At 59.6% G+C, this 24,624-nt stretch carries 26 protein-coding genes; 13 read left to right on the top strand and 13 right to left on the bottom strand.

The genetic code is table 11. The features are described 5' to 3' along the window. The first annotated feature begins 53 nt into the window (after window positions 1-53). From ade to JNB91_RS01340, 7 genes are all read left to right on the top strand, one after another. Window positions 54-1,751, top strand: coding sequence for an adenine deaminase (gene ade, locus JNB91_RS01370; protein WP_220323717.1), 1,698 nt, complete (start codon window positions 54-56; stop codon window positions 1,749-1,751). An 82-nt stretch (window positions 1,752-1,833) separates the two neighbouring features. Beyond that, window positions 1,834-2,079 carry a DUF4160 domain-containing protein gene (locus tag JNB91_RS01365; protein ID WP_220323716.1) on the top strand — a complete coding sequence of 82 codons (246 nt, stop codon included), beginning with the start codon at window positions 1,834-1,836 and terminating at the stop codon, window positions 2,077-2,079. Beyond that, window positions 2,060-2,305: a DUF2442 domain-containing protein gene (locus JNB91_RS01360; protein ID WP_220323715.1), complete on the top strand. Its 246-nt coding sequence runs from the start codon at window positions 2,060-2,062 to the stop codon at window positions 2,303-2,305. Before JNB91_RS01365 ends, JNB91_RS01360 begins: the two co-directional genes overlap by 20 nt. 173 nt (window positions 2,306-2,478) lie before the next feature. Next, window positions 2,479-2,871, top strand: coding sequence for an ArsR/SmtB family transcription factor (locus JNB91_RS01355; RefSeq protein WP_220323714.1), 393 nt, complete (start codon window positions 2,479-2,481; stop codon window positions 2,869-2,871). 21 nt (window positions 2,872-2,892) lie between these two features. Beyond that, window positions 2,893-3,426: an SRPBCC family protein gene (locus JNB91_RS01350; RefSeq protein ID WP_220323713.1), complete on the top strand. Its 534-nt coding sequence runs from the start codon at window positions 2,893-2,895 to the stop codon at window positions 3,424-3,426. 151 nt (window positions 3,427-3,577) lie between these two features. Continuing rightward, on the top strand, window positions 3,578-4,675 hold the full coding sequence (locus tag JNB91_RS01345; RefSeq protein WP_220323712.1) for a carboxynorspermidine decarboxylase: 1,098 nt from the start codon (window positions 3,578-3,580) through the stop codon (window positions 4,673-4,675). Between the two features lie 66 nt (window positions 4,676-4,741). Continuing rightward, window positions 4,742-5,983, top strand: coding sequence for a saccharopine dehydrogenase family protein (locus JNB91_RS01340; protein ID WP_220323711.1), 1,242 nt, complete (start codon window positions 4,742-4,744; stop codon window positions 5,981-5,983). Window positions 5,984-6,148: 165 nt separating this feature from the next. Here JNB91_RS01340 and bglA read toward each other — a convergent pair whose 3' ends face one another. Beyond that, window positions 6,149-7,807, bottom strand: coding sequence for a beta-galactosidase BglA (gene bglA, locus JNB91_RS01335; protein WP_220323710.1), 1,659 nt, complete (start codon window positions 7,805-7,807; stop codon window positions 6,149-6,151). A 159-nt stretch (window positions 7,808-7,966) separates the two neighbouring features. On the opposite strand from bglA, the gene JNB91_RS01330 reads away from it, so the two are divergent. Further along, window positions 7,967-8,881 (top strand): sugar kinase, encoded by a 915-nt coding sequence (locus tag JNB91_RS01330; RefSeq protein ID WP_220323709.1) that lies wholly within the window; start codon window positions 7,967-7,969, stop codon window positions 8,879-8,881. Window positions 8,882-8,895: 14 nt separating this feature from the next. Here JNB91_RS01330 and JNB91_RS01325 read toward each other — a convergent pair whose 3' ends face one another. From JNB91_RS01325 to JNB91_RS01315, 3 genes are all read right to left on the bottom strand, one after another. After that, entirely contained in the window at window positions 8,896-9,282 is a 387-nt protein-coding gene (locus tag JNB91_RS01325) for a hypothetical protein (protein ID WP_220323708.1), read from the bottom strand. After that, complete coding sequence (locus JNB91_RS01320) at window positions 9,279-9,740, bottom strand: hypothetical protein (protein WP_220323707.1); 462 nt, start codon at window positions 9,738-9,740, stop codon at window positions 9,279-9,281. The genes JNB91_RS01325 and JNB91_RS01320 overlap by 4 nt, the downstream gene beginning before the upstream one ends. A gap of 91 nt (window positions 9,741-9,831) precedes the next feature. Then, a complete protein-coding gene (locus tag JNB91_RS01315; RefSeq protein WP_346269239.1) occupies window positions 9,832-10,386 on the bottom strand; it encodes a dual specificity protein phosphatase family protein in 555 nt (184 codons plus the stop codon). A 237-nt stretch (window positions 10,387-10,623) separates the two neighbouring features. Between JNB91_RS01315 and JNB91_RS01310 the strand changes: the two genes are divergently transcribed. Then, the gene (locus tag JNB91_RS01310; protein ID WP_220323706.1) at window positions 10,624-11,676 is read left to right on the top strand and encodes a glycosyltransferase family 4 protein; all 1,053 of its coding nucleotides are present in this window, start codon (window positions 10,624-10,626) and stop codon (window positions 11,674-11,676) included. A 326-nt stretch (window positions 11,677-12,002) separates the two neighbouring features. On the opposite strand, the gene der is transcribed toward JNB91_RS01310, so the two are convergent. Both der and JNB91_RS01300 read right to left on the bottom strand, forming a co-directional pair. Continuing rightward, window positions 12,003-13,430, bottom strand: coding sequence for a ribosome biogenesis GTPase Der (der, locus tag JNB91_RS01305; RefSeq protein ID WP_220323705.1), 1,428 nt, complete (start codon window positions 13,428-13,430; stop codon window positions 12,003-12,005). 35 nt (window positions 13,431-13,465) lie between these two features. Further along, window positions 13,466-14,137 (bottom strand): tetratricopeptide repeat protein, encoded by a 672-nt coding sequence (locus JNB91_RS01300; protein WP_220323704.1) that lies wholly within the window; start codon window positions 14,135-14,137, stop codon window positions 13,466-13,468. Between the two features lie 373 nt (window positions 14,138-14,510). On the opposite strand from JNB91_RS01300, the gene JNB91_RS01295 reads away from it, so the two are divergent. The 3 genes from JNB91_RS01295 (at window position 14,511) to JNB91_RS01285 (ending at window position 16,776) form a co-directional block, all read left to right on the top strand. Then, window positions 14,511-15,161, top strand: coding sequence for a hypothetical protein (locus tag JNB91_RS01295; protein WP_220323703.1), 651 nt, complete (start codon window positions 14,511-14,513; stop codon window positions 15,159-15,161). Between the two features lie 123 nt (window positions 15,162-15,284). Continuing rightward, on the top strand, window positions 15,285-16,289 hold the full coding sequence (locus JNB91_RS01290; RefSeq protein WP_220323702.1) for a polysaccharide deacetylase family protein: 1,005 nt from the start codon (window positions 15,285-15,287) through the stop codon (window positions 16,287-16,289). Window positions 16,290-16,404: 115 nt separating this feature from the next. Beyond that, window positions 16,405-16,776, top strand: a complete 372-nt coding sequence (locus JNB91_RS01285; RefSeq protein ID WP_223218002.1) for a VanZ family protein — start codon at window positions 16,405-16,407, stop codon at window positions 16,774-16,776. 391 nt (window positions 16,777-17,167) lie between these two features. Here the strand turns inward: JNB91_RS01285 and sbmA are convergent, their stop codons facing one another. Both sbmA and JNB91_RS01275 read right to left on the bottom strand, forming a co-directional pair. Further along, window positions 17,168-18,445: a peptide antibiotic transporter SbmA gene (gene sbmA / locus JNB91_RS01280; protein ID WP_220323701.1), complete on the bottom strand. Its 1,278-nt coding sequence runs from the start codon at window positions 18,443-18,445 to the stop codon at window positions 17,168-17,170. Between the two features lie 123 nt (window positions 18,446-18,568). Then, entirely contained in the window at window positions 18,569-19,741 is a 1,173-nt protein-coding gene (locus JNB91_RS01275; protein WP_223218001.1) for a YbfB/YjiJ family MFS transporter, read from the bottom strand. Between the two features lie 201 nt (window positions 19,742-19,942). Here JNB91_RS01275 and JNB91_RS01270 point away from each other — a divergent pair, with 201 nt between their 5' ends. Next, complete coding sequence (locus tag JNB91_RS01270; RefSeq protein ID WP_220323699.1) at window positions 19,943-20,167, top strand: hypothetical protein; 225 nt, start codon at window positions 19,943-19,945, stop codon at window positions 20,165-20,167. Window positions 20,168-20,212: 45 nt separating this feature from the next. On the opposite strand, the gene map is transcribed toward JNB91_RS01270, so the two are convergent. The 5 genes from map to JNB91_RS01245 form a co-directional block, all read right to left on the bottom strand. Then, on the bottom strand, window positions 20,213-20,968 hold the full coding sequence (gene map, locus JNB91_RS01265) for a type I methionyl aminopeptidase (protein WP_220323698.1): 756 nt from the start codon (window positions 20,966-20,968) through the stop codon (window positions 20,213-20,215). A 26-nt stretch (window positions 20,969-20,994) separates the two neighbouring features. Further along, on the bottom strand, window positions 20,995-22,068 hold the full coding sequence (locus tag JNB91_RS01260) for an LLM class flavin-dependent oxidoreductase (protein ID WP_220323697.1): 1,074 nt from the start codon (window positions 22,066-22,068) through the stop codon (window positions 20,995-20,997). Between the two features lie 183 nt (window positions 22,069-22,251). Beyond that, a complete protein-coding gene (locus JNB91_RS01255) occupies window positions 22,252-22,716 on the bottom strand; it encodes an SRPBCC family protein (RefSeq protein WP_220323696.1) in 465 nt (154 codons plus the stop codon). Window positions 22,717-22,822: 106 nt separating this feature from the next. After that, on the bottom strand, window positions 22,823-23,584 hold the full coding sequence (locus tag JNB91_RS01250; RefSeq protein WP_220323695.1) for an ABC transporter ATP-binding protein: 762 nt from the start codon (window positions 23,582-23,584) through the stop codon (window positions 22,823-22,825). After that, the gene (locus JNB91_RS01245) at window positions 23,581-24,624 is read right to left on the bottom strand and encodes a FecCD family ABC transporter permease (protein WP_220323694.1); all 1,044 of its coding nucleotides are present in this window, start codon (window positions 24,622-24,624) and stop codon (window positions 23,581-23,583) included. The genes JNB91_RS01250 and JNB91_RS01245 overlap by 4 nt, the downstream gene beginning before the upstream one ends.

Below are 24,624 nucleotides of genomic sequence, written 5' to 3'. Positions count from 1 at the left end.
TTTCCCGTTGACGGGCTAAGTAGAGGGGAATCGAAAAATGCCAGGAGCACCCCATGACCACTCGCCTCGAACGCCTCATCGATCAGGGCACCGGCCGCGAGCCAGCGGATATCGTGCTGAAAGGCGGCAAATTCTTCGATCTCGTCACCGGTGAGCTTGTTCAATCCGACATCGCCATCTGCGGCGATCGCATCGTCGGCACCTGTGGCGATTACACCGGCAAGACCGAGATCGACATTTCCGGAAAGATCGTCGTCCCCGGCTTCATCGATACGCATCTGCATATCGAAAGCTCGCTCGTCACCCCCCACGAATTCGACCGCTGTGTCCTGCCTTATGGCGTGACGACCGCGATCTGCGACCCCCACGAGATCGCCAATGTCATCGGCGAGGAAGGCATCCGCTATTTCCTCGACAGTTCGCTCGAAACGATCATGGATATCCGCGTCCAGCTGTCCTCCTGCGTGCCCGCCACGCATCTGGAGACGGCAGGCGCTGATCTGCCGATCGAAAAGCTCCTGCCCTTCCGCGACCACCCCAAGGTCATCGGCCTTGCCGAATTCATGAATTTTCCGGGCGTCATTCACAAGGATCCCGTCTGCCTCGCAAAACTCGACGCCTTCTACGGCCAGCATATCGACGGCCACGCCCCGCTTCTGCGCGGGCTTGACCTCAACGGCTATCTCGCCGCCGGCATCCGCACCGAGCATGAGAGCACCACCGCCGAGGAGGCGCTGGAAAAGATCCGCAAGGGCATGCATGTCCTCGTTCGCGAAGGCTCCGTCTCCAAGGACCTCGAAGCCCTGATGCCGATCATCACCGAGCGCCTGTCGCCCTATCTGGCGCTCTGCACCGATGACCGCAATCCGCTCGATATCGCCGAACAGGGCCATCTCGATTATATGATCCGCACCGCGATTGCGGCCGGCGTCGAACCGCTCGCCATCTATCGCGCAGCCTCGATTTCGGCAGCAAAGGCCTTCGGCCTCACCGACCGCGGCCTCGTCGCCCCCGGCTGGCGCGCCGATCTCGTCATTGTCGACACACTCGAAAACTGCAAGGCCGAGATCGTTTTCTCCGCCGGCCGCCGCGTGACCGATGAACTCTTTACCACCCGCAAGCCGGTCGCCCCGGTCGGCCTCGACAGCGTCAAGGCCCGCCCCGTCCAGGCCATGCAGTTCGGCGTCCCCTATTCGGAAGCCGAAACCCCGGTCATCGGCGTCATGCCCGGAAAGATCATCACCGAACACCGCCGCTACCGCCTGCCCGCCGCCGGCAACCAGGCGGGCGTCGATCTTGACCGCGACATCATCAAGGTCGCCGTCATCGAGCGCCACGGCAAAAACGGCAACCATGCCAACGGCTTCGTCCAGGGTTTTGGCCTGAAGAAGGGCGCAATCGCCTCCACCGTCGGCCATGACAGCCACAATATCTGCGTCGTCGGCGTCAGTGAGGACGACATGGCGCTCGCCGCCAACCGCCTCGGAGAAATCAACGGCGGTTTCGTCGTGGTTGAGGACGGCAAGGTCACCGGCGAGATAGCCCTCCCCATCGCCGGCCTCATGAGCCTTGAACCCTATGAGTGGGTGCGCGACACGCTGCACGACTTGAGAAAACACGCCTATGCCCTTGGAACGGAACTCGAAGAACCCTTCCTGCAGGTGGCATTCCTGCCGCTGCCGGTGATCCCGCATCTGAAGATTTCCGACAAGGGCATGGTGGATGTGGACAAGTTCCAGCTGATTTCCTGATGAGATAAACCGGATAGTCCTTGAGAAATAGGTCGAAACAAACCTACTCTGCCCGCAAGGTCGTTTTGCGGGAGATAAGACCATGCCCGTGGTCTTTCGTTCAGGCAGTCTGAAATTCTACTTCTACTCCAACGAAGGCGATCCCCGCGAGCCGATCCATATTCATGTTCGCGGCCCCGATGCGAATGCCAAGATCTGGCTTGACCCAGCCATTGGTGTGGCAGAAAGCACAGGCTTCAATCGAGGCCAGCTAACTGTTATCATTCGCCTTGTGATCGAGAACCGTTCCCGCATCAGGAAAGCCTGGCATGAGCATTTCGGCAACTGAGATCAAATTCGACGACGACACGATGTGGGTCTCGCTGGATGACGGGCGCACCCTGGGTGTACCGCTTGCCTGGTTTCCCCGACTGCTGCTGGCCAAGCCTGTCGAGCGCGAAAAATTCGAATTGAGCCCCGGGGGCATTCATTGGAATGATCTCGATGAGGATATTTCCATCAAAGGCCTGTTGGAAGGCCGTGGGGACCGGGCCCTTAAACGTCCCGCAGCATGAGCTCAATAGTCCCGACGTCGCGATATTCAGGCTCGAATGCAGATCTTATTCGGCTCTCACACATCACCCCGTGATAACCTAAACTGTTTACGAGCAAGCAAGGGCGATCCTTAGTCGCTCAAATATTAACCAATCGGTTGACAATTAAGCCCAGCAAGCGCACATTCAACCACATGGTTGAATTATCCGCATATCAAGTCGACACCGTCTTCCATGCGCTGAGCGACACCACCCGTCGCCACATGCTGCGGGAATTGGCGCTGGGCGAACGCACCGTCGGGCAGCTAGCCGAGCCCCACGCCATGTCGCTCGCCGCCGCGTCCAAGCATATCAAGGTGCTGGAAGGCGCCGGTCTGGTGCGGCGGGAAATCCAGGGCCGCACCCATCTCTGCCGGCTCGATCCCGGCCCGCTCGCCACCGCCCATCAATGGCTGTCCTTCTACGAACGCTTCTGGACCGGTCGCCTGGATGCGCTGGAGCGCCTGTTGAAGGAAGACGACACCCGCAAGGCCGCCGCCGAACAGAATACCCGATTGCCACCATCGAAACCTGGAAATGACGCTTGAATCAAAACTGGGAGAAGACCGATGAACAGCATGAATTTGTTGGAAAAATACGGGACGGTGACAGCTCCGTCCGAGATCACCATCCAGCGTAAACTGCCCGGCCCGATCGAACGGATCTGGGATTACCTGACTGACAGCGACCTGCGCCGCCAATGGCTTGCCTCCGGCATCATGCCGCAAACACCCGGCGGCTCGTTCGAACTCGTCTGGCGTAATGACGAACTGACCGAGGGCGCGGCGGCGCGCCCGGAAGGTTTTCCTGAAGAACAGCGGATGACCAGCGAGATCCTCCTTTTCGAAGCCCCGCACCGGCTGGCCTTCACCTGGCCGCCGCGCGGTGAAGTGGCGATCGAGCTGAAGGCTATCGGTTCGGACGTCCTTCTCACCCTCGTGCACAAGCGCATTTCCGACCGCAAGAACATGACCATGGTCGGCGCCGGATGGCACATGCATCTCGATATCCTTGCTGCCAAGGCCGCAGGCCGCACACCGGATCCCTTCTGGCAAGGCTGGCTGCGCCTGCGCGAGGAGTACGAACGGCTTATCCCCGAATGATACGCAGAAATTCGAAAACATCGCGCCCCGCAGCCGCGCTGCGGGGCTTTTCTTTACCCCGAAAAGCCATGGGGTCTTGAAGATGTCATCTCTGTCAGGCAATAGGCCCCCTTAAGTTTTAGAACAAACGTAAGAAGGCCACCCGACAAAAATGCTGCAAACACCCTACTACCTCATCGACAAGTCAAAACTGCTCCAGAACATGGAACGGATTGCCACTGTGCGTGAGAAGTCGGGCGCCAAGGCATTGCTGGCGCTGAAATGTTTCGCCACCTGGTCGGTCTTCGATTTCATGCGCGACTATATGGACGGCACGACCTCCTCGTCGCTCAATGAAGTCCGCCTCGGCCACGAACGGTTCGGCAAGGAAACCCACGCCTATTCCGTCGCCTATGCCGATTACGAGATCGACGAGGTCGTGTCGCACGCCGACAAGATCATCTTCAACTCGATCGGCCAGCTGCAGCGTTTCGAGAGCCAGTCGTCGGGCATCACCCGCGGCCTGCGCCTCAACCCCGGCGTTTCGTCCTCGTCCTTCGATCTCGCCGATCCGGCCCGCCCCTTCTCGCGCCTCGGCGAATGGGATCTGGCCAAGGTCGAGCCGGTCATGGACATGATCACCGGCTTCATGATCCACAACAACTGCGAGAACAAGGATTTTGCCCTGTTCGACCGCATGCTCGGCGATATCGAGGAGAAATTTGCACCGCTTCTGAAAAAGGCCGAATGGGTCTCGCTCGGTGGCGGCATTCATTTCACCGGCGACGATTACCCGGTCGACCAGTTTGCCGAGCGCCTCAAGCGCTTCTCCGGCGAATACGGCGTGCAGGTCTATCTCGAGCCGGGCGAAGCCTCGATCACCAAGTCGACGACGCTGGAAACCACCGTCCTCGACACACTTTACAACGGCAAGAACCTTGTCGTGGTGGATTCGTCCATCGAAGCGCACATGCTGGATCTCCTGATCTATCGTGAGAATGCCAAGGTTCACCCCAACCAGGGACCCCATCGTGCGATGGTCTGCGGCAAGTCATGCCTTGCCGGGGACATCTTCGGAGAATTCGATTTTCCGCAGGAAGTAAAGGTCGGCGACCGCATCTCGTTCCAGGATGCTGCCGGCTACACGATGGTCAAGAAAAACTGGTTTAACGGCGTGAAAATGCCGGCAATCGCCATCCGGGAACTGGATGGCAGCCTCAGGACGGTCCGTGAGTTTGACTACACGGACTACGAACAGAGCCTGTCCTGATCAGAGAGGGCCAAAGGCCCACAGGACAGACTTTCTGACGATTGGACGCAAGGAGTGGTCCCCAGAATGAAAAAGAACGTGCTCATCATCGGCGCCGGCGGCGTCGCACAGGTCGTTGCCCACAAGTGTGCGCAGAACAACGATGTCCTCGGTGACATCCATATCGCATCGCGCACCAAGTCGAAATGCGACGCCATCATCGCTTCGGTTCACGAAAAGAAGGCGATGAAGCAGGAAGGCGTGCTCGAAGGTCACGCGCTCGACGCACTCGACATCGAAGCCACCAAGGCTCTCATCACCAAAACCGGCAGCCAGATCGTCATCAATGTCGGCACAGCCTTCTTGAACATGTCGGTGCTGCGCGCCTGCATGGATACCGGCGTCGCCTATATCGACACCGCCATCCACGAAGAGCCGAACAAGATCTGCGAGACCCCGCCGTGGTACGGTAACTACGAGTGGAAGCGTGCCGCCGAATGCGAGGAAAAGGGCATCACCGCCATCCTCGGCGCCGGTTTCGATCCGGGCGTCGTCAACGCCTATGCGCGTCTGGCCAAGGACGAATATCTCGACAAGGTCACCGACGTCGATATCGTCGACATCAATGCCGGCAGCCACGGCAAGTATTTCGCCACCAACTTCGACCCGGAAATCAATTTCCGCGAATTCACGGGCGTCGTTTATTCGTGGCAGGGCGGCGAATGGAACGTCAACAAGATGTTCGAAATCGGCAAGGACTACGACCTGCCGGTCGTCGGCACCCGCCGCGCCTATCTCTGCGGCCATGACGAAGTCCATTCGCTGGCCAAGAACATGGAAGGCGCCGACGTGCGCTTCTGGATGGGCTTTGGCGATCACTACATCAACGTCTTCACCGTCCTGAAAAACATCGGCCTTCTCTCCGAGCAGCCGGTGAAACTCGCCAATGGCGACGAAGTCGTACCGCTCAAGGTCGTAAAGGCCTGCCTTCCCGACCCGTCTTCGCTGGCGCCGGAATACGAAGGCAAGACCTGCATTGGTGACTTCGTGAAGGGCATCAAGGACGGCAAGGAACGCACGGTGTTCATCTACAACGTCGCCGACCACAAGGAAGCCTTCAACGAAGTCGGCTCCCAGGGCATCTCCTACACCGCCGGCGTCCCGCCGGTCGCCGCCGCCATGCTGGTGGCAACGGGCGAATGGGACGTGAAGAAGATGGCCAATGTCGAAGAACTGGCCCCGCGCCCGTTCCTGAACATCCTCAACAAGATCGGCCTGCAGACCTGCATCCGCGACGAACAGGGCGAACGCGAACTGCATTTCGATTGAGATGCAGGCGTTGCCCAATTGCTGAAATGACGAAAGGCCCGCGAGTGATCGCGGGCCTTTCCATTTTCTCCGTCATCCTCGGGCTTGTCCCGAGGATCTAATCACGTCGCGCGCGTGGAAGCGTTGCAGATGCTCGGGACAAGCCCGAGCATGACGGCTAGTTAATCACACCCGTGCGCAGAACACGTCCACCGCATCCAGCACCGCCACGCCGCTTTCCAGCCGCGACACGAACCCCGGCATATCCACCGGCATCACCGAGCCGAACCGCGCCGGAATGGTGAACTTCTGCGCCTCCCGCGTCAGGTTGAATACGAACAGCAACCGCTCGCCGCCCTTCTCGCGCACGAAGGCCAGCACATCCTGGTTGGTCTCGATAAACGTCATATCGCCATCGATCAGCGCCGGATGGCTTTTGCGGAAGGCGAGTGTTGCGCGGTAATGCGCCAGCACGGAATCGGAAAGCGTTTCCTGCGCATCGACAGAGCGGGCCGCATGTTCCTTCGGCACCGGCAGCCATGTCGTCGAACCCTCGGTGAAGCCCGCATGCGGCGCTTTCGCCTCCCACACCATCGGCGTGCGGCATCCGTCGCGGCCCTTGAAGGCCGGCCAGAAGCGAATGCCGTAGGGGTCGCGCAGATCCTCGAAGGAAAGCTCGGCTTCCGTAAGCCCAAGCTCTTCGCCCTGATAGAGGCAGATCGAGCCCCGCAGCGTTGCGATGATCGAGGCCGAAAGCTTCGCCACCCGGTCCTGCTCGCTCGGATCCTCGATGAAGCGGGTCACATGGCGGATCACGTCATGGTTGGAAAACGCCCAGCAGACCCAGCCGTTCACCACCGTATCCAGCACGGTCTGCATCACCTTGCGGATATAGGAGGCGGAAAACGCCGGGCCTAAAAGGTCGAACGTGTAGCACATATGCAGCTTGTCATTGCCGGTCGTATAAAGCGCCAGCGTGTTGAGCGAACGCGGCCCGTCGCCCACCTCGCCCACCGATGCCCGGTCGTCATAACTGTCGAGCAGCGCCCGGAACCGCTTCAGGAAGCCGATGTTTTCCGGCTGGGTCTTGTCGTAGAGATGGTTCTGCATCGAATACGGATTGGTATCCGTCTCCATGCCCGCGCCATCGGTATCATAGACCATCGGCGGGTTATTCCTCAGTTCCTTGTCGTGGAAATAGTAGTTCACCGTATCGAGCCGGAACCCGTCCACTCCGCGATCGAGCCAGAATTTCACCGTGTCCAGCATCGCATCCTGAACTTCCGGATTGTGGAAATTTAGGTCCGGCTGCGAGATCAAGAAATTGTGCATGTAATATTGTTTCCGCACGCCGTCCCATTCCCAGCCCGGCCCACCGAAGATCGAGAGCCAGTTGGTCGGCGCAGTCCCATCCGGCTTCGGGTCGGCCCAGACGAACCAGTCGGCTTTCGGGTTGGTGCGGCTGGTGCGGCTTTCGATAAACCAGGGGTGCCGGTCGGATGTATGGGAAATCACCTGGTCGATGATCACCTTCAGGCCCAGCCGGTGCGCCTCTTCCATCATCTCGTCGAAATCGGCAAGCGTGCCGAACATCGGGTCGACATTGCAGTAGTCGGAAACGTCATAGCCCATATCGGCCATGGGAGAGGTGAAGAAGGGCGACAGCCAGATCGCGTCTACGCCGAGCGAGGCGACATGCGCAAGGCGCTGGGTAATTCCCTTGATGTCGCCCAGTCCGTCGCCGGTCGTATCCTGGAAGGATCGCGGATAGATCTGATAGATCACCGCCCCGCGCCACCAGTCTGCACCCGCGCCAATGGCCTTCTTCTGCACTTCCGTCGCCATGCGATCATGCTCCTTTATGCAAATGTTCCAACACCAATATACCGGCCAACCTAGAGCCCCTGCGACAAAAGACAACGCGCAAACCACCCCCTGCACGGACTTGTCAGGCACGGCTTGAAAGCTTATGCGACGACAGGACTTTACCGGAGGGACGGAATTTTGGCAGGCAGACTTCTTTCGATTGGTGAATGCATGGTGGAACTGTCGCAGGCGGGCGAAGGCCTGCTGCGAAAGGGCTTTGCCGGCGATACGTTGAACACGGCCTGGTACGCCCGCGCCTGCTTCCCCTCAGACTGGTCGATCGACTATTTCACCGCCGTCGGCGACGATCCGATGTCGAATGAAATGCTGGCGATGATGGAAGGTGCAGGCATCGGCACCAGCCAGATTCTGCGCATTCCCGGCAAGACGCCCGGCCTCTACCTCATCACACTGAAGGACGGCGAACGCACCTTCAGCTACTGGCGTGATACGGCTGCGGCAAAAAAGCTCGCCGATGACGCCGATCATCTGCGTGCCGCAATCGATAGCGCCGAGATCATCTATTTCTCCGGCATCACGCTCGGCATCCTTGCCCCGGAAGCGGTCGATACGCTGCTGGCGGAAGCCCGCCGCGCAAAAGCATCCGGCAAGACGGTCGTCTTCGACCCCAACATCCGCCCGCGCCTGTGGCCGAACAAGAACTACATGCTGAAGACGATCGAGGACGGCGCCCGCGCGTCCACTCTCGTGCTGCCGAGCTTCGATGACGAAGCGGTCCATTTCGGCGACAAGGATGTGGCTGGAACGGTTGCGCGCTACAAAGCGCTCGGCGTTGAAAACGTCGTGGTCAAGGACGGCCCCGGTGGCGTTACGCTCGCCTTTGGGGATGAGCCGGTCGTTCACGTGCCCTCGGTCAAGGTCGACAAGGTCGTCGATACGACCAGCGCCGGCGACAGTTTCAATGGCGGCTTCCTTGCCAAACTCGCCAAAGGCGGCACACCATCAGAAGCAGCCGCCCATGGCGCAGCAGTGGCCTCCACCGTCATCTGCCATCACGGCGCACTCATCAGCCCCGATCTGCTGCCGAAGTGAGCCTTCTTAAGTCATTATGCAGAGAGTACCGCCTCGATGAGGCGGTCAACATTCGCAGCTGATCTTGATGCACTTTCGAAGAGATCGTGTGTACCCGTTACATCCCGAAAACTGTACAAAACTCTGTGGCGTGCATCCATGATATCGATGACGTCCCCATAGATAGTTATGGTTCGTGAGTTTTCATTGTCTAACGAAAAGCTGCTGAAAATCGAACTCGGTGAGGCGGGCACCTGTCTTGCAAACGTATAGACCCGGATCGGTTGTCCGCCTACTTCGGTGATAAAAGATGTCGAAGAAAACTCATCCGGCGCATCGGACGGTTTCCATTCGAGCTCTCCCTTTTGGCTTAACTCGACGAGCTTGGAAACGAACTTAACATTCTTTTCGAATTCGTTCATTGCGCGGCTCCAATCCTGTCACGTTCGGATTCGTGCTTGAGCTTTTCCAAAAGTCCGTTGAGTGATCCGTAAAACACCCAAACCTGATCAGATTTTTCTTTCGGTGTCATCGCGGCATATCGATATGTGCCAATCGAGCGTTTTGTCTCAACGATAATATCATTGATATCGGTTCTCAATTGGCCCGTGACAAGTGTTTTAAGAATATCGAGCTGAGCTTTTGCGACGGCTATCTGAGTGTTGATTGCCTGTTCGTTCGCCAGGAAATCACCGCCCAAAAGCCGGGGAAACGACCCTGAACTGGACCTCAGATCGGCGATAAGCTGCGGCAATCGGACTTTGGAAAAAATGCGGCGTTTAATTCTTCTCAGTTCGAATGCCACGTAGCCCGAAATGAAAAATGAAAAGATGGAAAGCCAGTCGGCTATCGAAGAAATATCACTAAACCACTCACTCATCATCGCGTGAACACTAAACTACCAAATCTACCCAGAGTGGCAGATACTGCCAGGGAAACACTCCATGTCAAGTATTTGGAAAGACAGTTGGTCAGAAACCGATCGTCTCTTCGAACTCGTCCCACGACTCGTACATCGCATAACGGCCAATGCCGCGGATCGGGATATGCCCATAATAGGGCGAAAGCTGCAGTTCGGAGAAAAGCTCGCTGCGCTTGGCCACCGCACCGACATAGATCGCCGAGGCGAGCCCCGTGCGGTTGGCGCCATGTTCGCAATGGATCAGGATCGGCTTTTCAGCCGTCCGCATGATTTCGGCCAACCGCGCGCTTTCTTCGACCGGCACGAATCGTCCGGAGCTCAAAGGAAAATCGATCAGCGTCACGCCATTCTCTTCGGCCGACGCCTTCTCTTCCGCATACCAGTCGCCGCGACGCTCGTTGCGCAGGTTGATGATCGTCTTGACCCCGTATCGCGCCGCCGCCTTGTCGATCTGCGCATCACCCGGTTGGCCCGAGCGATAAAGCTCGCCGGGAATGACCTCATGGAAATTGCCGATCATCTGGTTCACCCCCATATGGACGCCGATGGCGGCAATCGGGGCGATAAGAACGGCAGCGGCAATTTTGATAAAACGCGGGGTCACTGACGGTACTCACAACATCATCTTCGCTCAGATAGGACTTATCGGGACACACTGCAAATACGAAATGGCAAGCCGGATCGTTTCGTTTCGATGCCGCAGCGACCGTGAACGGCCCCATGAAACCGCTGCTTCATCCGCCTGTCATGAACTTTGTCGATAGAGGGCAGGAAGACGCATCCTTCGGCGCCGAGTCGCTGATGGCGCGAAACCGGATCGGCAACGAGGCTTTGGCCACGCATGACCAGAATTACCATCGTCACGGATGCCTGGTACCCTCAGGTGAACGGCGTCGTCCGCTCGATCGAGAACACCAACCGCGAACTGACCCGCATGGGTGTCGAGGTGGTCATGGTCACGCCGCAGGATTTTCACAACATCCCCTGCCCCACCTATCCCGAGATCCGGCTTTCGGTGACGACCTTTGCGCAGGTGGCCGGCGCAATCGAAAAGACGCTGCCGACCGCCGTCCATATCGCCACCGAGGGCCCGCTCGGCCTGATGGCAAGGCGCTGGTGCCTGAAGAACGCAATGCCCTTCTCCACCAGTTATCACACCCGGTTCCCGGAATATGTAGCAGCCCGCTTTCCCGTACCTATCCGCTGGATGCAGGCCTTCGTCCGATGGTTCCACAATGCCGGCAACGGCTGCATGGTCGCCACAGCCAGCCTTGAGCGCGAACTGTCGAAGATCGGCATCCATCACCTCCTGCGTTGGAGCCGCGGCATAGACCAGACCACCTTCCATCCGATGCATCTTGAGGAACGCCCATTCGACCTGCCGCGCCCGATCTTCATGACGGTCGGCCGTGTCGCGGTGGAAAAGAACCTGCCCGCCTTCCTCGATCTGGACCTGCCCGGCTCGAAAGTCGTGGTCGGTGACGGCCCGGCGCTCGCGGACCTGAAGAGACGCTATCCAAGTGTCCTTTTCACCGGCATGAAGACCGGCGAGGATCTGGCCCGCGCCTATGCCCAGGCCGATGTCTTCGTCTTTCCGTCGAAGACCGACACATTCGGCAACACCATTCTCGAAGCGCTTGCCAGCGGCGTGCCCGTCGCCGCCTATCCGGTCATGGGACCGGTGGACATCATCGAGGAAGGTTCAGGTGCCGGCGCTCTGGACGACGATCTGAAGGCAGCCTGCCTGAGAGCACTCGGCTGTCGGCGCGAAGACGCAAGTCGCCTTGCCCGCAGCTACACCTGGGAAGCCGCCTCGCAACAGTTTCTCGGAAATGTCCTGAAAGCCCAGGCCGGGCGTCAACCGAACGGCCACGCCTTGCCCGCCGCAGAGTGATCTGCGCCTGCCACCAATCAGGGATTATGGAAACTGGAGTGGATCAGCCACTGCTGCCGTCACGTTGACGAAAATATAAAACGCTGCCGACACCAAGACAGATAGCCGCGACGAAACCCACTGCAATCATGATGATCCTCCCGATCATGAACTGGCGCTGCCAAGGCAGTTCCGCCGAAAACCGGCTTGCGGGTCCTCCAACCACACAAGCCGACGCCTTAGTGCATCATGTTTTGCTAATGAGTGCAAGTTGGCACGAAGTCAGGCTGCCGACGAGACGCGCCGGCAGGGCCTGGATCTGTTCAATGATGCAGGGATGAAAAGGCTCAGCGCCTCTTCTTGCGGTTCTCGAACGGGTTGTCGCTTGCCTTGAAATGGATGCGGACCGGCACGCCGGGCATCTGGAAATCGTTGCGCAAGCCGTTGATCATGTAACGGATATAGCTTTCCGGAACAGCCTCGGGCCGCGTGCAGGACACCATGAAGGCCGGCGGGCGCGCCTTCACCTGGGTCATGTATTTCAGCTTCAGGCGACGGCCGGATACGGCCGGTGGCGGATGCTGGACCTGCGTTCCTTCCAGCCACTTGTTAAGCTTGGCCGTCGAGATGCGCTTGTTCCACACACGGTCGGTGGCGATGATTTCCTGCATCAGCTTGTCGAGCCCGTAGCCCGTCTGGCCGGAAATCGGCACGGCGCGAATGCCACGCGCCTGTGGCAGCAACCGCTCGGTCTTTTCGCGTAAGTCCGCCAGAAACGCCTGCGTATCCTCGATCAGGTCCCACTTGTTGAAGGCGAGAACAGCAGCGCGGCCTTCGCGCAAAACCAGGTCTGCCAACTGCAGGTCCTGCTTTTCGAACGGGATCGTCGCATCGAAAACGATGACGACCGTCTCGGCAAACCGGATGGAGCGCAGCGAATCGGCAACCGAGAGCTTTTCGAGCTTCTCGGTTACGCGCGCCTTGCGGCGCATGCCGGCCGTGTCGAACATCTTGATCGTGCGGCCGCGCCAGTCCCATTCGACCGAAATCGAGTCCCGCGTGATGCCCGCTTCCGGCCCGGTCAAAAGCCGGTCTTCGCCGAGAAAACGATTGATCAGCGTCGACTTGCCGGCATTAGGTCGGCCGATGATGGCGACGCGCAGCGGCTTGGTTTCATCATATTCCGCGTCGTCGTCCGCATCGTCACCGAGAACAGAATCGCGGACGTCGACATCCGTGATCGCCTCGTAATCGTCGCTGTCTTCCGGGAACGCCCGTTCCTTGCCGATCGCCTCGACGATTGCGTCGCGCAGATCGATCATCCCCTGGCCGTGTTCGGCCGAGATCGGAACCGGCTCGCCCAGGCCCAGCGTGAAGGCGTCGTAGAAGCCGCCGTCGGACCCCTTGGCTTCCGACTTGTTGGCAACCAGCACAACAGGCTTGCCGCTGCGGCGCAGAAGCTCGCCAAAAGTCTTGTCGAGCGGCGTCAGGCCGGATTTGGCATCGACGACGAACAGCGTCAGATCCGCCTCGTCGATTGCCGCTTCCGTCTGGGCGCGCATGCGGCCTTCCAGCGTATCGGCGCCGGCCTCTTCCAGACCGGCCGTGTCGATGATGGTGAAACGCAGGTCCACAAGCTTCGCATCGCCCGGACGACGGTCGCGGGTGACCCCCGGCGTGTCATCGACAAGCGCCAGTTTCTTGCCAACCAGACGGTTGAAAAGCGTGGACTTGCCGACATTCGGACGTCCGACGATGGCAACGGTGAAGCTCATAATGTGTTCCTCAAGCCCTTGGTCCCCGCAGGGAGTTAGGGCGCCTTGCCGGTAGCGGCGATATTGTCGAGCAGGATTTGCGCGCGGTTTACGATGTTGCGCGGTGCGGAAGCATCGTTGACGATCTGCTGGAACCATTGCTTGGCCTGCGGCATGTTTCCGGCCTTGTAGGCGGAAAGGCCGAGCGCCTCGCGAGCGGAATTGGCCAGAACATGGCCCTGCGCCGAAAGGATTTCCGCTTCCGCAGCAACCTGCTCGTAAGAACCGGTATCGACCAGGATGAACGCAGCGCGCATCTTGGCCAGATCGCGCACGGCCTGCGGTGCCTTACTGTCGTTTCCGACCTGCCTGTAGGCTTCGACAGCGGCTGCTGCATCGCCCTTGGCCTGCTGCACGGAAGCGGCACGCATCTTCGCCAGAACCGGATAGGCGCCCGTGGCGTCCTTCTCGATTGCGCCAAGAGCGGCAAGCGCTTCGTCGTTCTTGCCTTCAGAGGCAAGCGTCAGCGCCGCGATAAAACGATCGCCGGATTGCGACGAGTTGTGGTTGTCCCAGTATTCATAACCGCGCCAGCCGGCCGTGCCGACAACGATCGCCACGGCCAGGCCGATCGCGATCTTGCCATAACGCGCCCAGGCGTTCTTGAGCTGGTCTGAGCGAAGCTCTTCGTTCACTTCACGGAAAAAACTGTCGTCGTTATGCGCCATCGAAGTCTCCGGCCCGCTTTGGGCCAATCCTGGGTCGGTCGTCCGTTCACAATCGGGCAATGCCTTACCATCACGGCAATGCACACGGCCTGAAAAGCGCCTTCTAGCCTATTTTCCAAAGGATGTAAGGCCCCCCACGCAAAACTGACCGGCAACACCCGAATTCGGCTCGAAGCCCACATGCCGGAGCCGACACCGCCCACGCCTTGAAGCTGCAAATATTTGGCGTATGCTTCTCAAGGTGGAATTTCCCGTGACGATTTGCGTCTCTTCGCATGGGGGGCTCCAGCATCAGGCCCTCATTGCCCCCTTTGTCGGGAGACGGCATCTCGCCCTTGTGATCACGCCGCGAGTGGATTGGGAGGTCGGCTCGATGCGAAGACTTCACGCAGCTCTGGCTTTTGCCGCACTGATTTTAATGTTTTGTCCCCTGCCGGCCGCGGCCGAAGATTGGCTGGACTGGCGGTGGTATGGCCTCACCGGCCCTTGTGATGACAAATGCGCAGTGATGATTTTCGGCGGAAAATTCGTCGAAACGCCGATGGAGGATATTTTCCTTCACGGTGACCTTTCCCCTTTCGGCTGGGACTATGGCGACAGCGGCTTTATCGGTTTTTCCGCCTCCCGCGAGGTCGCAAGCTTCTGGAGGGAGCGTTTTGCCATCGAAACCGAACTGGGTGTCGGCAAGCGCTTTGGCAGCATGCACGAAGCCGAAGCCTGGGCCGCCCTCTTCCTCCGCTACCGTGATTTCCCCTGGAACGATCATCTTTATACGACGGTCGCCGTTTCCACCGGCCTCAATTATGCCAGCGGCATTTCGGACGAGGAAAGGGCCCGCGCGGGCAATGATCGCGGTGACCGGGTCCTGCACTATCTCGCACCGGAAATCACCTTTGCCTTGCCGGAAAACAAGTCGCGGGAACTGGTTATCCGGTTTCACCACCGGTCCGGCGCCTATGGCCTGATCAGCGATGCGGACGGCGGCATCCAATATCTGACTGTAGGGCTTCGTTTGCGTTTTTAGCTGGAAAGACGCCGGTTACAGACATGCAGCAGCCTCATTGTTCCAGAAATCAAAGCTTTGCCTTATTCCGGGGCCAAGAGCACCGGCTATTGCATAATTTGTTACGAGAATCAGGAATCGATAATGCGCTTTGCTCCATTGGCCACCCTCCTTGCTGCCCTGAGCGTTTCGACAGGCGCAATGGCTGAGGATGTGGCGCAAAGGCCGAAGCAACTGCTGATGATCTCCTTCGACGGCGCGGGCTCGAACGCGCTGTGGCAGCGCAGCCGCACCTTCGCCCGCAACAACAATGCGCATTTCACTTACTTCCTGTCCTGCACGCTGGTCATTCCGCGCGCCGACAAGGCCCGCTATCAGGGACCGGAGAAGAAGGCGGGCCGCTCCAATATCGGCTTCGCGCAGGATATTCCCGAAGCAAAGGAACGCCTCGGCCATATCTGGCAGGCGCATCAGGAAGGCCATGACATATCGAGCCATACCTGCGGCCATTTCGACGGCAAGGACTGGTCGGAAGCTGAATGGCGACGGGAGATGACGAGCTTTCACGACGTGATGACCGATGCCTGGAAGGCGATCGGCGCCTCCGCCGACGAGCCTCAGGGCTGGCGCGACTTCATCGACAACGACATTCGCGGTTTTCGCGCGCCCTATTTCTCCACCAGCGCCGGCATGACCGAAGCGGAAAAGAAGGCCGGATTCCAGTATGACGCCAGCCTCGTCACCAAGGGACCGTTGATGCCGGATACGAAAGATGGCCTCATTCGCTTCGGCCTTCCGCTTATTCCGGAAGGACCACAGCAGCGGCCGATCATCGCCATGGACTACAATCTCTTCATCCGCCATTCCGGCGGCATCGACAATCCCAGCCGCTCGGCCGAGTTCGAGGAACGCGCCTATTCCGCCTTCCGCGCCGCCTTCGACAAGCAGTATGACGGTGACCGGATCCCCATGCAGATCGGCCTGCATTTCGTCGAGATGAATGCAGGCGCCTATTGGCGGGCGATGGAGCGCCTCGCCTCGGAAGTCTGCAACAAGGCCGACGTCGCCTGCGTCAGCTATACGCAAGCCATCCGCATGCTCGACGAACGCCGCACCTCGGCCGCAAGCAATACCAGTTCCGCCGGATAAGCCTCACGCGCCGCCCATCGCTCACGGGATGTTTATCTCTTTGCATTAGACCCGTTGGCTTATGCAGCTTCCGGCCTTTTCCAGCTCACGATATGAAAGCTCCATGACAGGATTGATGACCAAATTGATGACGTCACGCCTTTTCAAACTTCTTCCCTGGCTGGCGCTTGCCACCATCATCTTCGTGACGGTCTCGCCGATCCGCCTGCGGCCGCAGGATTTTGCCCCCGTGGATATCGATCGCGCCGGCGCTTTTGCCGTCATGGCGCTGCTGTTCGTGCTCGCCTATCCACGGCAATGGCTGCTTTGCGCCATCCTGCTGATCGTCGGAGCAGGCAGTATCGAACTCCTGCAGTTCCTCTCTCCCACCCGCCACGCCCATCTCGACGATGCCGCGGTAAAGGCTGCGGGAGCAATTGTGGGCTGTCTTGTCGGACTGATTGCCAACCGCATGATCGCCCGCTTCCGCCAGCCGGTCGCAGCCTGAGCGAATACGCACCAAACATTTCAACCACTTCCATCTTTTTCGTCCCCACCTCGTCCCCGCCCCCAAAATACGCGCCATAATCGGCGCGTCATCGGATGGGAAACCGGGTTCGCGAACCGGCATCCTCAGCGGGTTCGAAGAGCTTGGTTCCGGTGATGATCGTAGACGAGGCGAATGGAGGGCCTGACAAAACCTCCTTCATGCATCGAAAGCGGTCGGGGCAGGCAAAACCTGACCACCCAATACACTCGAATATCCGCCTGCCCTGTTCCCTCCGGGTAGATCGAACGGCCATCACCCTCATGCGGCCGAAGAGATCCCCCAAACGCAGAACCGCGCCGGATCGACAAATCCGGCGCGGCCAAAACTGCATGCAAATTTCAGATGACGATCAGGTCGGCTTGTTCGCCGCCATCTCGCCGCCTTCGGCCTCGCGGATCAGGTAGTTCTGGTCGATCTGCGGCAGCGGCCCACCGTCGATCGTCGCTTCGAAAGCCTTAAGACGCTTGTAGATCGACATCAGCTCAACGATCGTCGTCCAGGAATTGATGAGATACTGGAACGATCCCCTCACCTGATCGAACACGTTACCGACCTGCGTGAACACCCCAAGCGTGATCTTGCCGGCAGCGATAGAGGGGATGAGGACGATCAGGCTGTAGAGGTTGTCGGCCTGTAGATAGAAAATCCGGGCGATGTTGAAATACAGGTAGTGGAAATAGAGGCGGAAATAGTTCTTCCGGACATTTCCGAACAGCTCCTGCACGGTCACAGGCTGAGCGCGATCTTCGTGATCTTCGCCGTAGACCAGTTCCTTGCGGTAAGCCGCTTCTACGCGCTGATTGCGAAATTCCAGGCCCGGCAGTTTTATGCCGACAAGGGCAAGGAAACCGGTGCCGAATACCGACCAGACGATCGCGGCCCAGACGAGCGCATGCGGAATCTCACCGACGATCGGCAACTCGCTGATCGTCTCGGAAAAGGTGAAGAGAACAGGCATGAAGGCAATCAGCGTCATGACGGCGCGTACAAGCCCGACACCGAGGCTTTCAACCGTGCTGGAAAACCGCATCGTGTCTTCCTGCACACGCTGCGAGGCGCCTTCAATATGCCGAAGCCTGTCCCAGTTGGCCATGTAGAACTCGTTCATCGCCGTGCGCCACCGGAAGATATAATGGCTGACGAAGAAGAGGTTCAGAACGCTCACGGTGATGGAAACGAAGGCAATGCCGGTAATGCCGAGCAGGCCCGAATAAAGCTGCTCCACCGTAACCGGCGCGGTCTTGGCCAGCGCCTGCTGGATCAGGTCATAATAGGGACCGTACCATGCATTGAACGCGACACTCACCTGAACGGAAAAATAGGTCGCAAAGATGATGAGAGAAGTGCCGAGGATCGACCACAACTGCCACCGATGCGGAGCAAACCAGAACCAGAAGGCGGCAAATATCAGTGTCGCCGCGAGATAGTAGGCATAAAACCAGAGATATGCGGAGTTCCAGAACAGCGAGACCCCAATCGATGCGGCGTCGCTCGCAGGAGCGGGAGCCAGCCCGATCAGTGATCCCATCTGACTGCCGCCTGAATACCAGGAGCCTATGACCAGAATGCACCAGAGTAACGCGGATGGAAAAAACAGTTTCGGGCGAGGAAAGAAGGAATGGAACACGGAGCGGGTGCTTTCCTGAGTTCGATGCTGCGGGGTGCGGTGTTAGGCCGCGAAATTATGGCAATCGCGTGGATGCGGCAATGGCCGCATCACTTTGTTACGCATTTGTAACCACGTTGATCTTCAGCCAATACGTCTGGCCACGATCGCGGCGAGCACGACGCAGACGACGAGCACGGCTGTCGCGATCAGTGTCGGCAGCGCGAAACTGCCGCTTTTCTCCGCCGCCCAACCGGCCACGAGCGGGCCGATGATCTGGCCGGTGCCGAAAGCTGCCGTCAACGAGGCAAGCGCCCTGCGTGGACTTTCCGGAGCCAGCTTGCCGCCGAGCTGAAGCCCGTAGGCGGTGACCACCATGAAGGTCGCGCCGAGCAGGAGGCCGCCCAGAAGCGCACCGGCCGTCGGCGGCAGAAGTACAGAACAGAGAACGCCTAAGGCGAGCACTGTCATCGCCACCATATAGGATCTGGAAAGTCCGATGCGGATCGCCAGCGGATGCCAGGCGAGAAGCGAAACGGCGGCCGCACAGCCGGTGACGAACCATGCTAGGAATTCGATGGTTGCTCCCGCATCGCCCTGCCGGGCGATCGTCACGAGAAATGTTGCGGTAATCACGTAACCGAAGCCGAACAGCCCGTAGGATGTGGTCAACAGCACGAGCGGCAGTTTCCATTCGAGCTTCGGCTCCACCTTTCGTTCCGTCACACCATGCGGCCGTGGCAGCATCCATTTCACCAGAAGCACAGCCGCAAGCGTGATCGCCGCACCGGCCAGCCAGTTGATGCGCCAGCCATGCGCCGCATCGCCTGCAGACGTATTGACGATCAGCGCCAGCGCCGACGACAGCGCTATCCCCACGCCCACGCCGCCAAAATGCAGGAAATTGACGACATGCCCTTGGCTGCCGCAATTTCGCGCATAGGGAAGAACGATGGAGGATGTCAGGATCATCGCCAGCGCACTGGCAAGCCCTGCAAGGAAGCGGATCACAACGAAGGCCGGCACAGATGTGGTGAGCGCCATGGCCGCCAGAAGCACCGCGGTGGCCAGAAGCGAGGAAAGCGCGATCATCCTTTCGCGGCCGGCGGCCCAGCCCTGCCCTGCAAGGATTGCCCCTGCCAGATATCCGGCAAAATTGCCGGCTGCGATATAACCTGCACCCGCCGACGAGATCGGAATGCCGGCAATCATGCCCGGCAATACCGGTGTATAGAAGAAACGGCCAAAGCCCATGGCGGCTGCCATGGCGATCGCCCCGGAAAGGCCGACAAGGGGAAGATTTACGCGAGAGGTCATGTCCATGCTCTGCTTATGTCAGGGCGACATCCGCCGCACAAATCAGCAAAATTCATCGCAACGGGAATAATTTGAATGTTTCCATCGGGAAAGCGGGTGCAGTAACGAATTGGTGCGTTGCAGGGCGTCATTTGTCTTGTTGTTGACACGAATGCCCGTCATGGTCTGTCCCGTGCCAAATCAACAGACGGGAGGCGCAAAATGGATCGTGACCTGACCGTATCGGAAGTGCTGGTGGACCCGCTGATCGCGCAGCTGCGCAAGGCGGACCTGATCGGCAATGCCGCATTCGCTCAACTGATGGAAAGTGCCGCCCGCGTGCACGCACGCAAGGCGATCGACCATCTCGGAGAAGAACGCGCCGACGCATTTTATTGCGCCATCGAGGCCGCCAACCGCGCGGCGGCGGAGACCTGCGTCCGCTGACGCCATCCCGGTCGCAGCTTGTGCCGCGACCGAAGCCAATCCCTATCAGTTTACAAGTGTGAGAATCAGCGGACCGTTCTTGGTCGCAACGATCGTGTGCTCGTATTGCACCGTCGGTGCGCTCGGGTCGCTGTAAAGCGTCCACGGATCGTCGTTGTCGCCGTCTTCCGCCCAGGTGCCACCCATCGACAGGAACGGCTCGACGGTGAAGACCAGCCCCTCTTCCATGATGCGGCGCTCACCCTTTTCCGGCCAGGTCGGAATTTCCTTCGGCTCGTCATGCAGCGTCAGGCCGATGCCGTGGCTCGAAAGATTGGTGATCAGCGTGTAGCGGTTCTTCTTGGCGAATGCGCCGATCGCGTTGCCGATACCGGCGATCTTGTTGCCGGCCTTGACCTGCTGCAACCCGGTCCAGAGCGCGCGCTTGCCGTCGCGGCAGAGCTTTTCGATTTCGCGTTTGACCGGCGGCACCGCGTAGGATGCGCCGCAATCGCCGAAAAAACCGTCCTTCACAGCAGAAACGTCGATATTCACGAGATCGCCCGCCTTGATCACCCGGCCGCCCGGAATGCCATGCGCCACTTCCTCGTTGACGCTGATACAGGTCGCGCCTGGAAACTGGTAGCAGGTCTCCGGCGCCGATTGCGCGCCGTTATCCTCAAGCAGCTTGCGACCGATATCGTCCAGTTCCTTGGTGGTGATCCCCGGCTCCAGCGACTTTGCCATCGTCTCCATCGCCTGGGCGCAGAGCCGGCCGATCGCTTTCAGCTTGTCGAGTTCGTCTTCACTGGAGATTACCATTGCGGGTCGTTTCCTCGTCTGTGTTCTTAATTTGCCTGCGATGTGACCCGCTCAGCCGATCCGGTCAATTCCTTTCTGACGATCGGCGCCACCTTGGTGCCGTAAAGCTCGATACCGCGCATGATCTGATCATGCGGCATAAGGCCTATCGCCATCTGCAGCAGGAACCGGTCCATCTTGAACACCCTGTGGGCCGTAATGATCTTTTCCGCCACCAGTTCCGGCTCGCCGACGAAGAGATTGCCCAGAGGCCCACGTGCCTGATCGAAATGCGCCCGGCTCGTCGGCCCCCAACCGCGCTCGCGGCCGATACGGTTCATCACTTCTGACTGCGGCCCATAGAACTGGTCCGCCGCAACCTCTGTCGTATCGGCGATGAAACCATGTACGTTGATGCTGGTCTTGAGCTTTTCGGGATCATGCCCCGCATTTTCGCCCGCTTCACGATAGAGATCGGCAAACGGCTTGAAACGCGGATATTCGCCGCCGATGATGGCGATCGCCAGCGGCAGGCCGAGCGACCCGGCGCGAATGACCGACTGCGGCGTTCCGCCGACCGCGATCCAGAGAGGCAGCGGATCCTGCAGCGGCCGCGGATAGACGCCTCGCCCGTTGATCGAGGGCCGTATCTTACCCTGCCCCCGTGCCTGCCATGTCACCACCTCCTCATCGCGAAGCTTGAGAAGCAGGTCGAGCTTTTCGGAAAACAGCTCATCATAATCACCGAGATCCTGCCCGAACAGCGGGAAGGATTCGATGAACGACCCGCGCCCCGCCATGATCTCCGCGCGTCCGCCGGAAATCAGGTCGAGCGTCGAAAACTGCTGGAACACCCGCACAGGATCGTCCGAGCTCAGCACGGTCACCGCGCTTGTCAGCCTGATCCTCTTCGTCCGCGACGCCGCCGCGGAAAGCACCATGGCGGGCGAGGAAATGACGTAATCCGGCCGGTGATGCTCGCCGAGCCCGAAAACGTCGAGCCCCACCTGATCGGCAAGCTCGATCTCCTCCAGGAGGTTCTTCAGTCGCCTTGCGCCTTCCGCTCCCTTGTCGGGAGCGTTTGCATCCATGTCGCCGAATGTATGAAGCCCGAGTTCCATCGCATGGGTTCCTGTGATCCTTGACCATGAGATAGAGAGCCTGCGCCCCGAGCGCAAACCGCAAACGATCGAACTGATCGTTCGATAAAATCGATGACCACGGAAGAGTTGATGCGCCGCGTCAGCAAGATGAATCGGATCATCAACCCGCCACCGCAACCCCTTGCGAAGACTCAGGAAAACTCAGAACGTCTTCGCCACACCGGCCATCTGCTCGGCAACGATGCCCCAGCCTTCCTCGAAGCCCATCTCCTGATGCGCCTTCATGTATTCCTCGTTCCAGTGAACCGCCGTCGCCGTGTAGCGCGAGCGCCCGCCACCGAGATCCTCGAATTCGAGGATGCCGGTCATGAACGGCTTTTCCGACGGCACCCATCCCACGGTAAAGGCGTCGGTGAACACCAGCTTCCTGCCCGGAACGATTTCCAGATAGACACCCGGATTGGGGATCTTTTCACCGTTCGGGCCTTCCATCAGGACAAAGCTCTCGCCGCCGGGACGCAGATCGGAGCGTGCCTCGGTGACCTTCCACGGCAGCGGGCAGAACCATTCGCCGAACCGTTCCGGCGTCGTCCACACCTTGAACAGCTTTTCTGCGGATACGTCGAATTCACGGATGATCTGCAGCTTGTAGGTGGCGTCGCTCATGTCCTGTCTCCCGTTTTCGTCAGCATCGCATTGGATGGTGAACCTAGGACGAAAGACGAAACGGAAAACCGACAAGGCCGGCAAATTTTCTCGCCGGCCTTGAGGATTATCGCAGATAATGGATGTGCGGCCGCGCGTGATGCGGCGAGGTCTCCACCCGGGCCTCGACCGAAAACACGTCCCGCAGCAAGTCCTCGGTGACAATCTCCTCCGGCGCGCCGGCGGCGACGATCTGTCCCTTCTGCATCACGATCAGCCGGTCGCAGAACATGGCTGCATGATTGAGGTCATGAAGCGCAATGATACTGGTCACCGGCAAGCCCGAGACGAGCCGCATCAGGCTGATCTGATGCTGGATGTCGAGATGGTTGGTCGGTTCGTCGAGGATCAGTTCCTTCGGCGATTGCGCAAGCGCTCGGGCAATATGCGCCCGCTGTTTCTCGCCGCCCGACAGGCTCTGCCAGCGCTCGTTGCGCTTTTCCACCATCCCGGCGCGTTCCAGCGCCTCGGCAACAGCATCGTCATCCGTCTTGGACCAGCCGGAGAACATCGAGCGATGCGGAAACCGCCCGAGCTTGACGACATCGATGACGCGCAGGTTGGAATTGGTCGTCGCATGCTGTTCGACGAAGGCGACACGCTGCGCCATCGTGCGCCGGCCGATAGACCGGATATCCGCATTGTCCAGCGTCACCCGGCCCGAATGTGGCTTTTTCAGTCCCGCGAGCAAACGCAGAAGCGACGTCTTGCCGGAGCCGTTCGGCCCAAGCAGCCCAAGCATCTGCCCCGGCTCGGCGACAAAGGACACACCGTCAAGAATGGTCTTGCGGCCTATCTTCCAGGTGAGGTTTTCAGCCCTGATGCTCATGACGCCCTCTGGAACCGGTAGAGGATGACGGAGAAGAACGGCACGCCGACAAGCGCGGTCACCACCCCGATCGGCAAAACCTGCTGCGGGATCAGCGCCCGCGAGGCAATATCGGCAAGCACCATGAAGATCGCCCCGACGATGGCACAAGCCGGCAAGAGTCTCACGTGCAACGGCCCGACGATGAACCGCGCCGCATGAGGCACGACAAGCCCGACGAAACCGATCGTTCCGACCATGCTGACCACGGTCGCGGTCATCACGGCCGTCAGCGCAAACAGTGCGATCCGCGCGGCCCCGACATTGACGCCGAGCGAGGCCGCCGCCTCGTCGCCGAAGGCAAAGGCGTCCAGCACCCGCGCATAACAGAGACAGATGACCAGCCCGAAGCCGACCACGACAGACACCAGCATGAATTCCGGCCAGCGCACGCCGCCAAAGCTGCCGAGCAGCCAGAACATCACGTCACGCGCCTGCTGCGCATTGCCGGATGTGGTGACGATATAGGAGGTCGCGGCATTGAACAGCTGCGAGGCGGCAACGCCGGCAAGGATGGTGCGATCCGCCCCCCCTCGTGTTCCGTTGGACAGAAGCGCCACGAAGAAGAAGGCCGCAAAGGCGCCGGCAAAGGCACCTGCAGAGAGCGATACCGTCCCTGCCCCAAGCCCGAGGATGACGATTGCCACAGCCCCTGTCGAAGCCCCCGCAGAAATGCCGAGCACATAGGGCTCGGCCAGCGGGTTGCGCAACAGCGATTGCATGATCGCGCCCGACAACGCCAGCCCCGCACCGCAGAAGGCGGCGACCAGCGCACGGCTCAAACGGTAATCCCAGATCACCGTCTCATGGATGCGGTTGAGCTCGATCGCCGTCCAGCCCAGCCGGTTGCTGATCGCCGCATAGGTGGTCGATAGCGGGATCGGCAGATCGCCGATCCCAACGCTCACGCCGACGACGAGCGCGATGGCGGCAAGCGACGCAGCGAGCAGGCCGATAAAGACCGCAAGCTGCCGGCTCCGCGACCAAGTCGGATGGGCCAT

Origin of the sequence: Aliirhizobium wenxiniae (assembly GCF_019511445.1) — a bacterium.
In the GTDB taxonomy this organism is placed as follows: domain Bacteria; phylum Pseudomonadota; class Alphaproteobacteria; order Rhizobiales; family Rhizobiaceae; genus Neorhizobium; species Neorhizobium wenxiniae_A.
The sequence above is the reverse complement of the archived record's forward strand: the minus strand, read 5'-3'. Positions and strand labels throughout refer to the sequence as shown.

What these genes read in the sequence shown, in the direction of transcription:
- ade (WP_220323717.1), top strand. Translation starts at nt 54, where the DNA reads ATGACCACTCGCCTCGAACGCCTCATCGATCAGGGCACCGGCCGCGAG.
- JNB91_RS01365 (WP_220323716.1), top strand. Translation starts at nt 1,834, where the DNA reads ATGCCCGTGGTCTTTCGTTCAGGCAGTCTGAAATTCTACTTCTACTCC.
- JNB91_RS01360 (WP_220323715.1), top strand. Translation starts at nt 2,060, where the DNA reads ATGAGCATTTCGGCAACTGAGATCAAATTCGACGACGACACGATGTGG.
- JNB91_RS01355 (WP_220323714.1), top strand. Translation starts at nt 2,479, where the DNA reads ATGGTTGAATTATCCGCATATCAAGTCGACACCGTCTTCCATGCGCTG.
- JNB91_RS01350 (WP_220323713.1), top strand. Translation starts at nt 2,893, where the DNA reads ATGAACAGCATGAATTTGTTGGAAAAATACGGGACGGTGACAGCTCCG.
- JNB91_RS01345 (WP_220323712.1), top strand. Translation starts at nt 3,578, where the DNA reads ATGCTGCAAACACCCTACTACCTCATCGACAAGTCAAAACTGCTCCAG.
- JNB91_RS01340 (WP_220323711.1), top strand. Translation starts at nt 4,742, where the DNA reads ATGAAAAAGAACGTGCTCATCATCGGCGCCGGCGGCGTCGCACAGGTC.
- bglA (WP_220323710.1), bottom strand. Translation starts at nt 7,807, where the DNA reads ATGGCGACGGAAGTGCAGAAGAAGGCCATTGGCGCGGGTGCAGACTGG.
- JNB91_RS01325 (WP_220323708.1), bottom strand. Translation starts at nt 9,282, where the DNA reads ATGAACGAATTCGAAAAGAATGTTAAGTTCGTTTCCAAGCTCGTCGAG.
- JNB91_RS01320 (WP_220323707.1), bottom strand. Translation starts at nt 9,740, where the DNA reads ATGAGTGAGTGGTTTAGTGATATTTCTTCGATAGCCGACTGGCTTTCC.
- JNB91_RS01310 (WP_220323706.1), top strand. Translation starts at nt 10,624, where the DNA reads ATGACCAGAATTACCATCGTCACGGATGCCTGGTACCCTCAGGTGAAC.
- der (WP_220323705.1), bottom strand. Translation starts at nt 13,430, where the DNA reads ATGAGCTTCACCGTTGCCATCGTCGGACGTCCGAATGTCGGCAAGTCC.
- JNB91_RS01300 (WP_220323704.1), bottom strand. Translation starts at nt 14,137, where the DNA reads ATGGCGCATAACGACGACAGTTTTTTCCGTGAAGTGAACGAAGAGCTT.
- JNB91_RS01295 (WP_220323703.1), top strand. Translation starts at nt 14,511, where the DNA reads ATGCGAAGACTTCACGCAGCTCTGGCTTTTGCCGCACTGATTTTAATG.
- JNB91_RS01290 (WP_220323702.1), top strand. Translation starts at nt 15,285, where the DNA reads ATGCGCTTTGCTCCATTGGCCACCCTCCTTGCTGCCCTGAGCGTTTCG.
- JNB91_RS01285 (WP_223218002.1), top strand. Translation starts at nt 16,405, where the DNA reads ATGACCAAATTGATGACGTCACGCCTTTTCAAACTTCTTCCCTGGCTG.
- JNB91_RS01275 (WP_223218001.1), bottom strand. Translation starts at nt 19,741, where the DNA reads ATGACCTCTCGCGTAAATCTTCCCCTTGTCGGCCTTTCCGGGGCGATC.
- JNB91_RS01270 (WP_220323699.1), top strand. Translation starts at nt 19,943, where the DNA reads ATGGATCGTGACCTGACCGTATCGGAAGTGCTGGTGGACCCGCTGATC.
- map (WP_220323698.1), bottom strand. Translation starts at nt 20,968, where the DNA reads ATGGTAATCTCCAGTGAAGACGAACTCGACAAGCTGAAAGCGATCGGC.
- JNB91_RS01260 (WP_220323697.1), bottom strand. Translation starts at nt 22,068, where the DNA reads ATGGAACTCGGGCTTCATACATTCGGCGACATGGATGCAAACGCTCCC.
- JNB91_RS01255 (WP_220323696.1), bottom strand. Translation starts at nt 22,716, where the DNA reads ATGAGCGACGCCACCTACAAGCTGCAGATCATCCGTGAATTCGACGTA.
- JNB91_RS01250 (WP_220323695.1), bottom strand. Translation starts at nt 23,584, where the DNA reads ATGAGCATCAGGGCTGAAAACCTCACCTGGAAGATAGGCCGCAAGACC.
- JNB91_RS01245 (WP_220323694.1), bottom strand. Translation starts at nt 24,624, where the DNA reads ATGGCCCATCCGACTTGGTCGCGGAGCCGGCAGCTTGCGGTCTTTATC.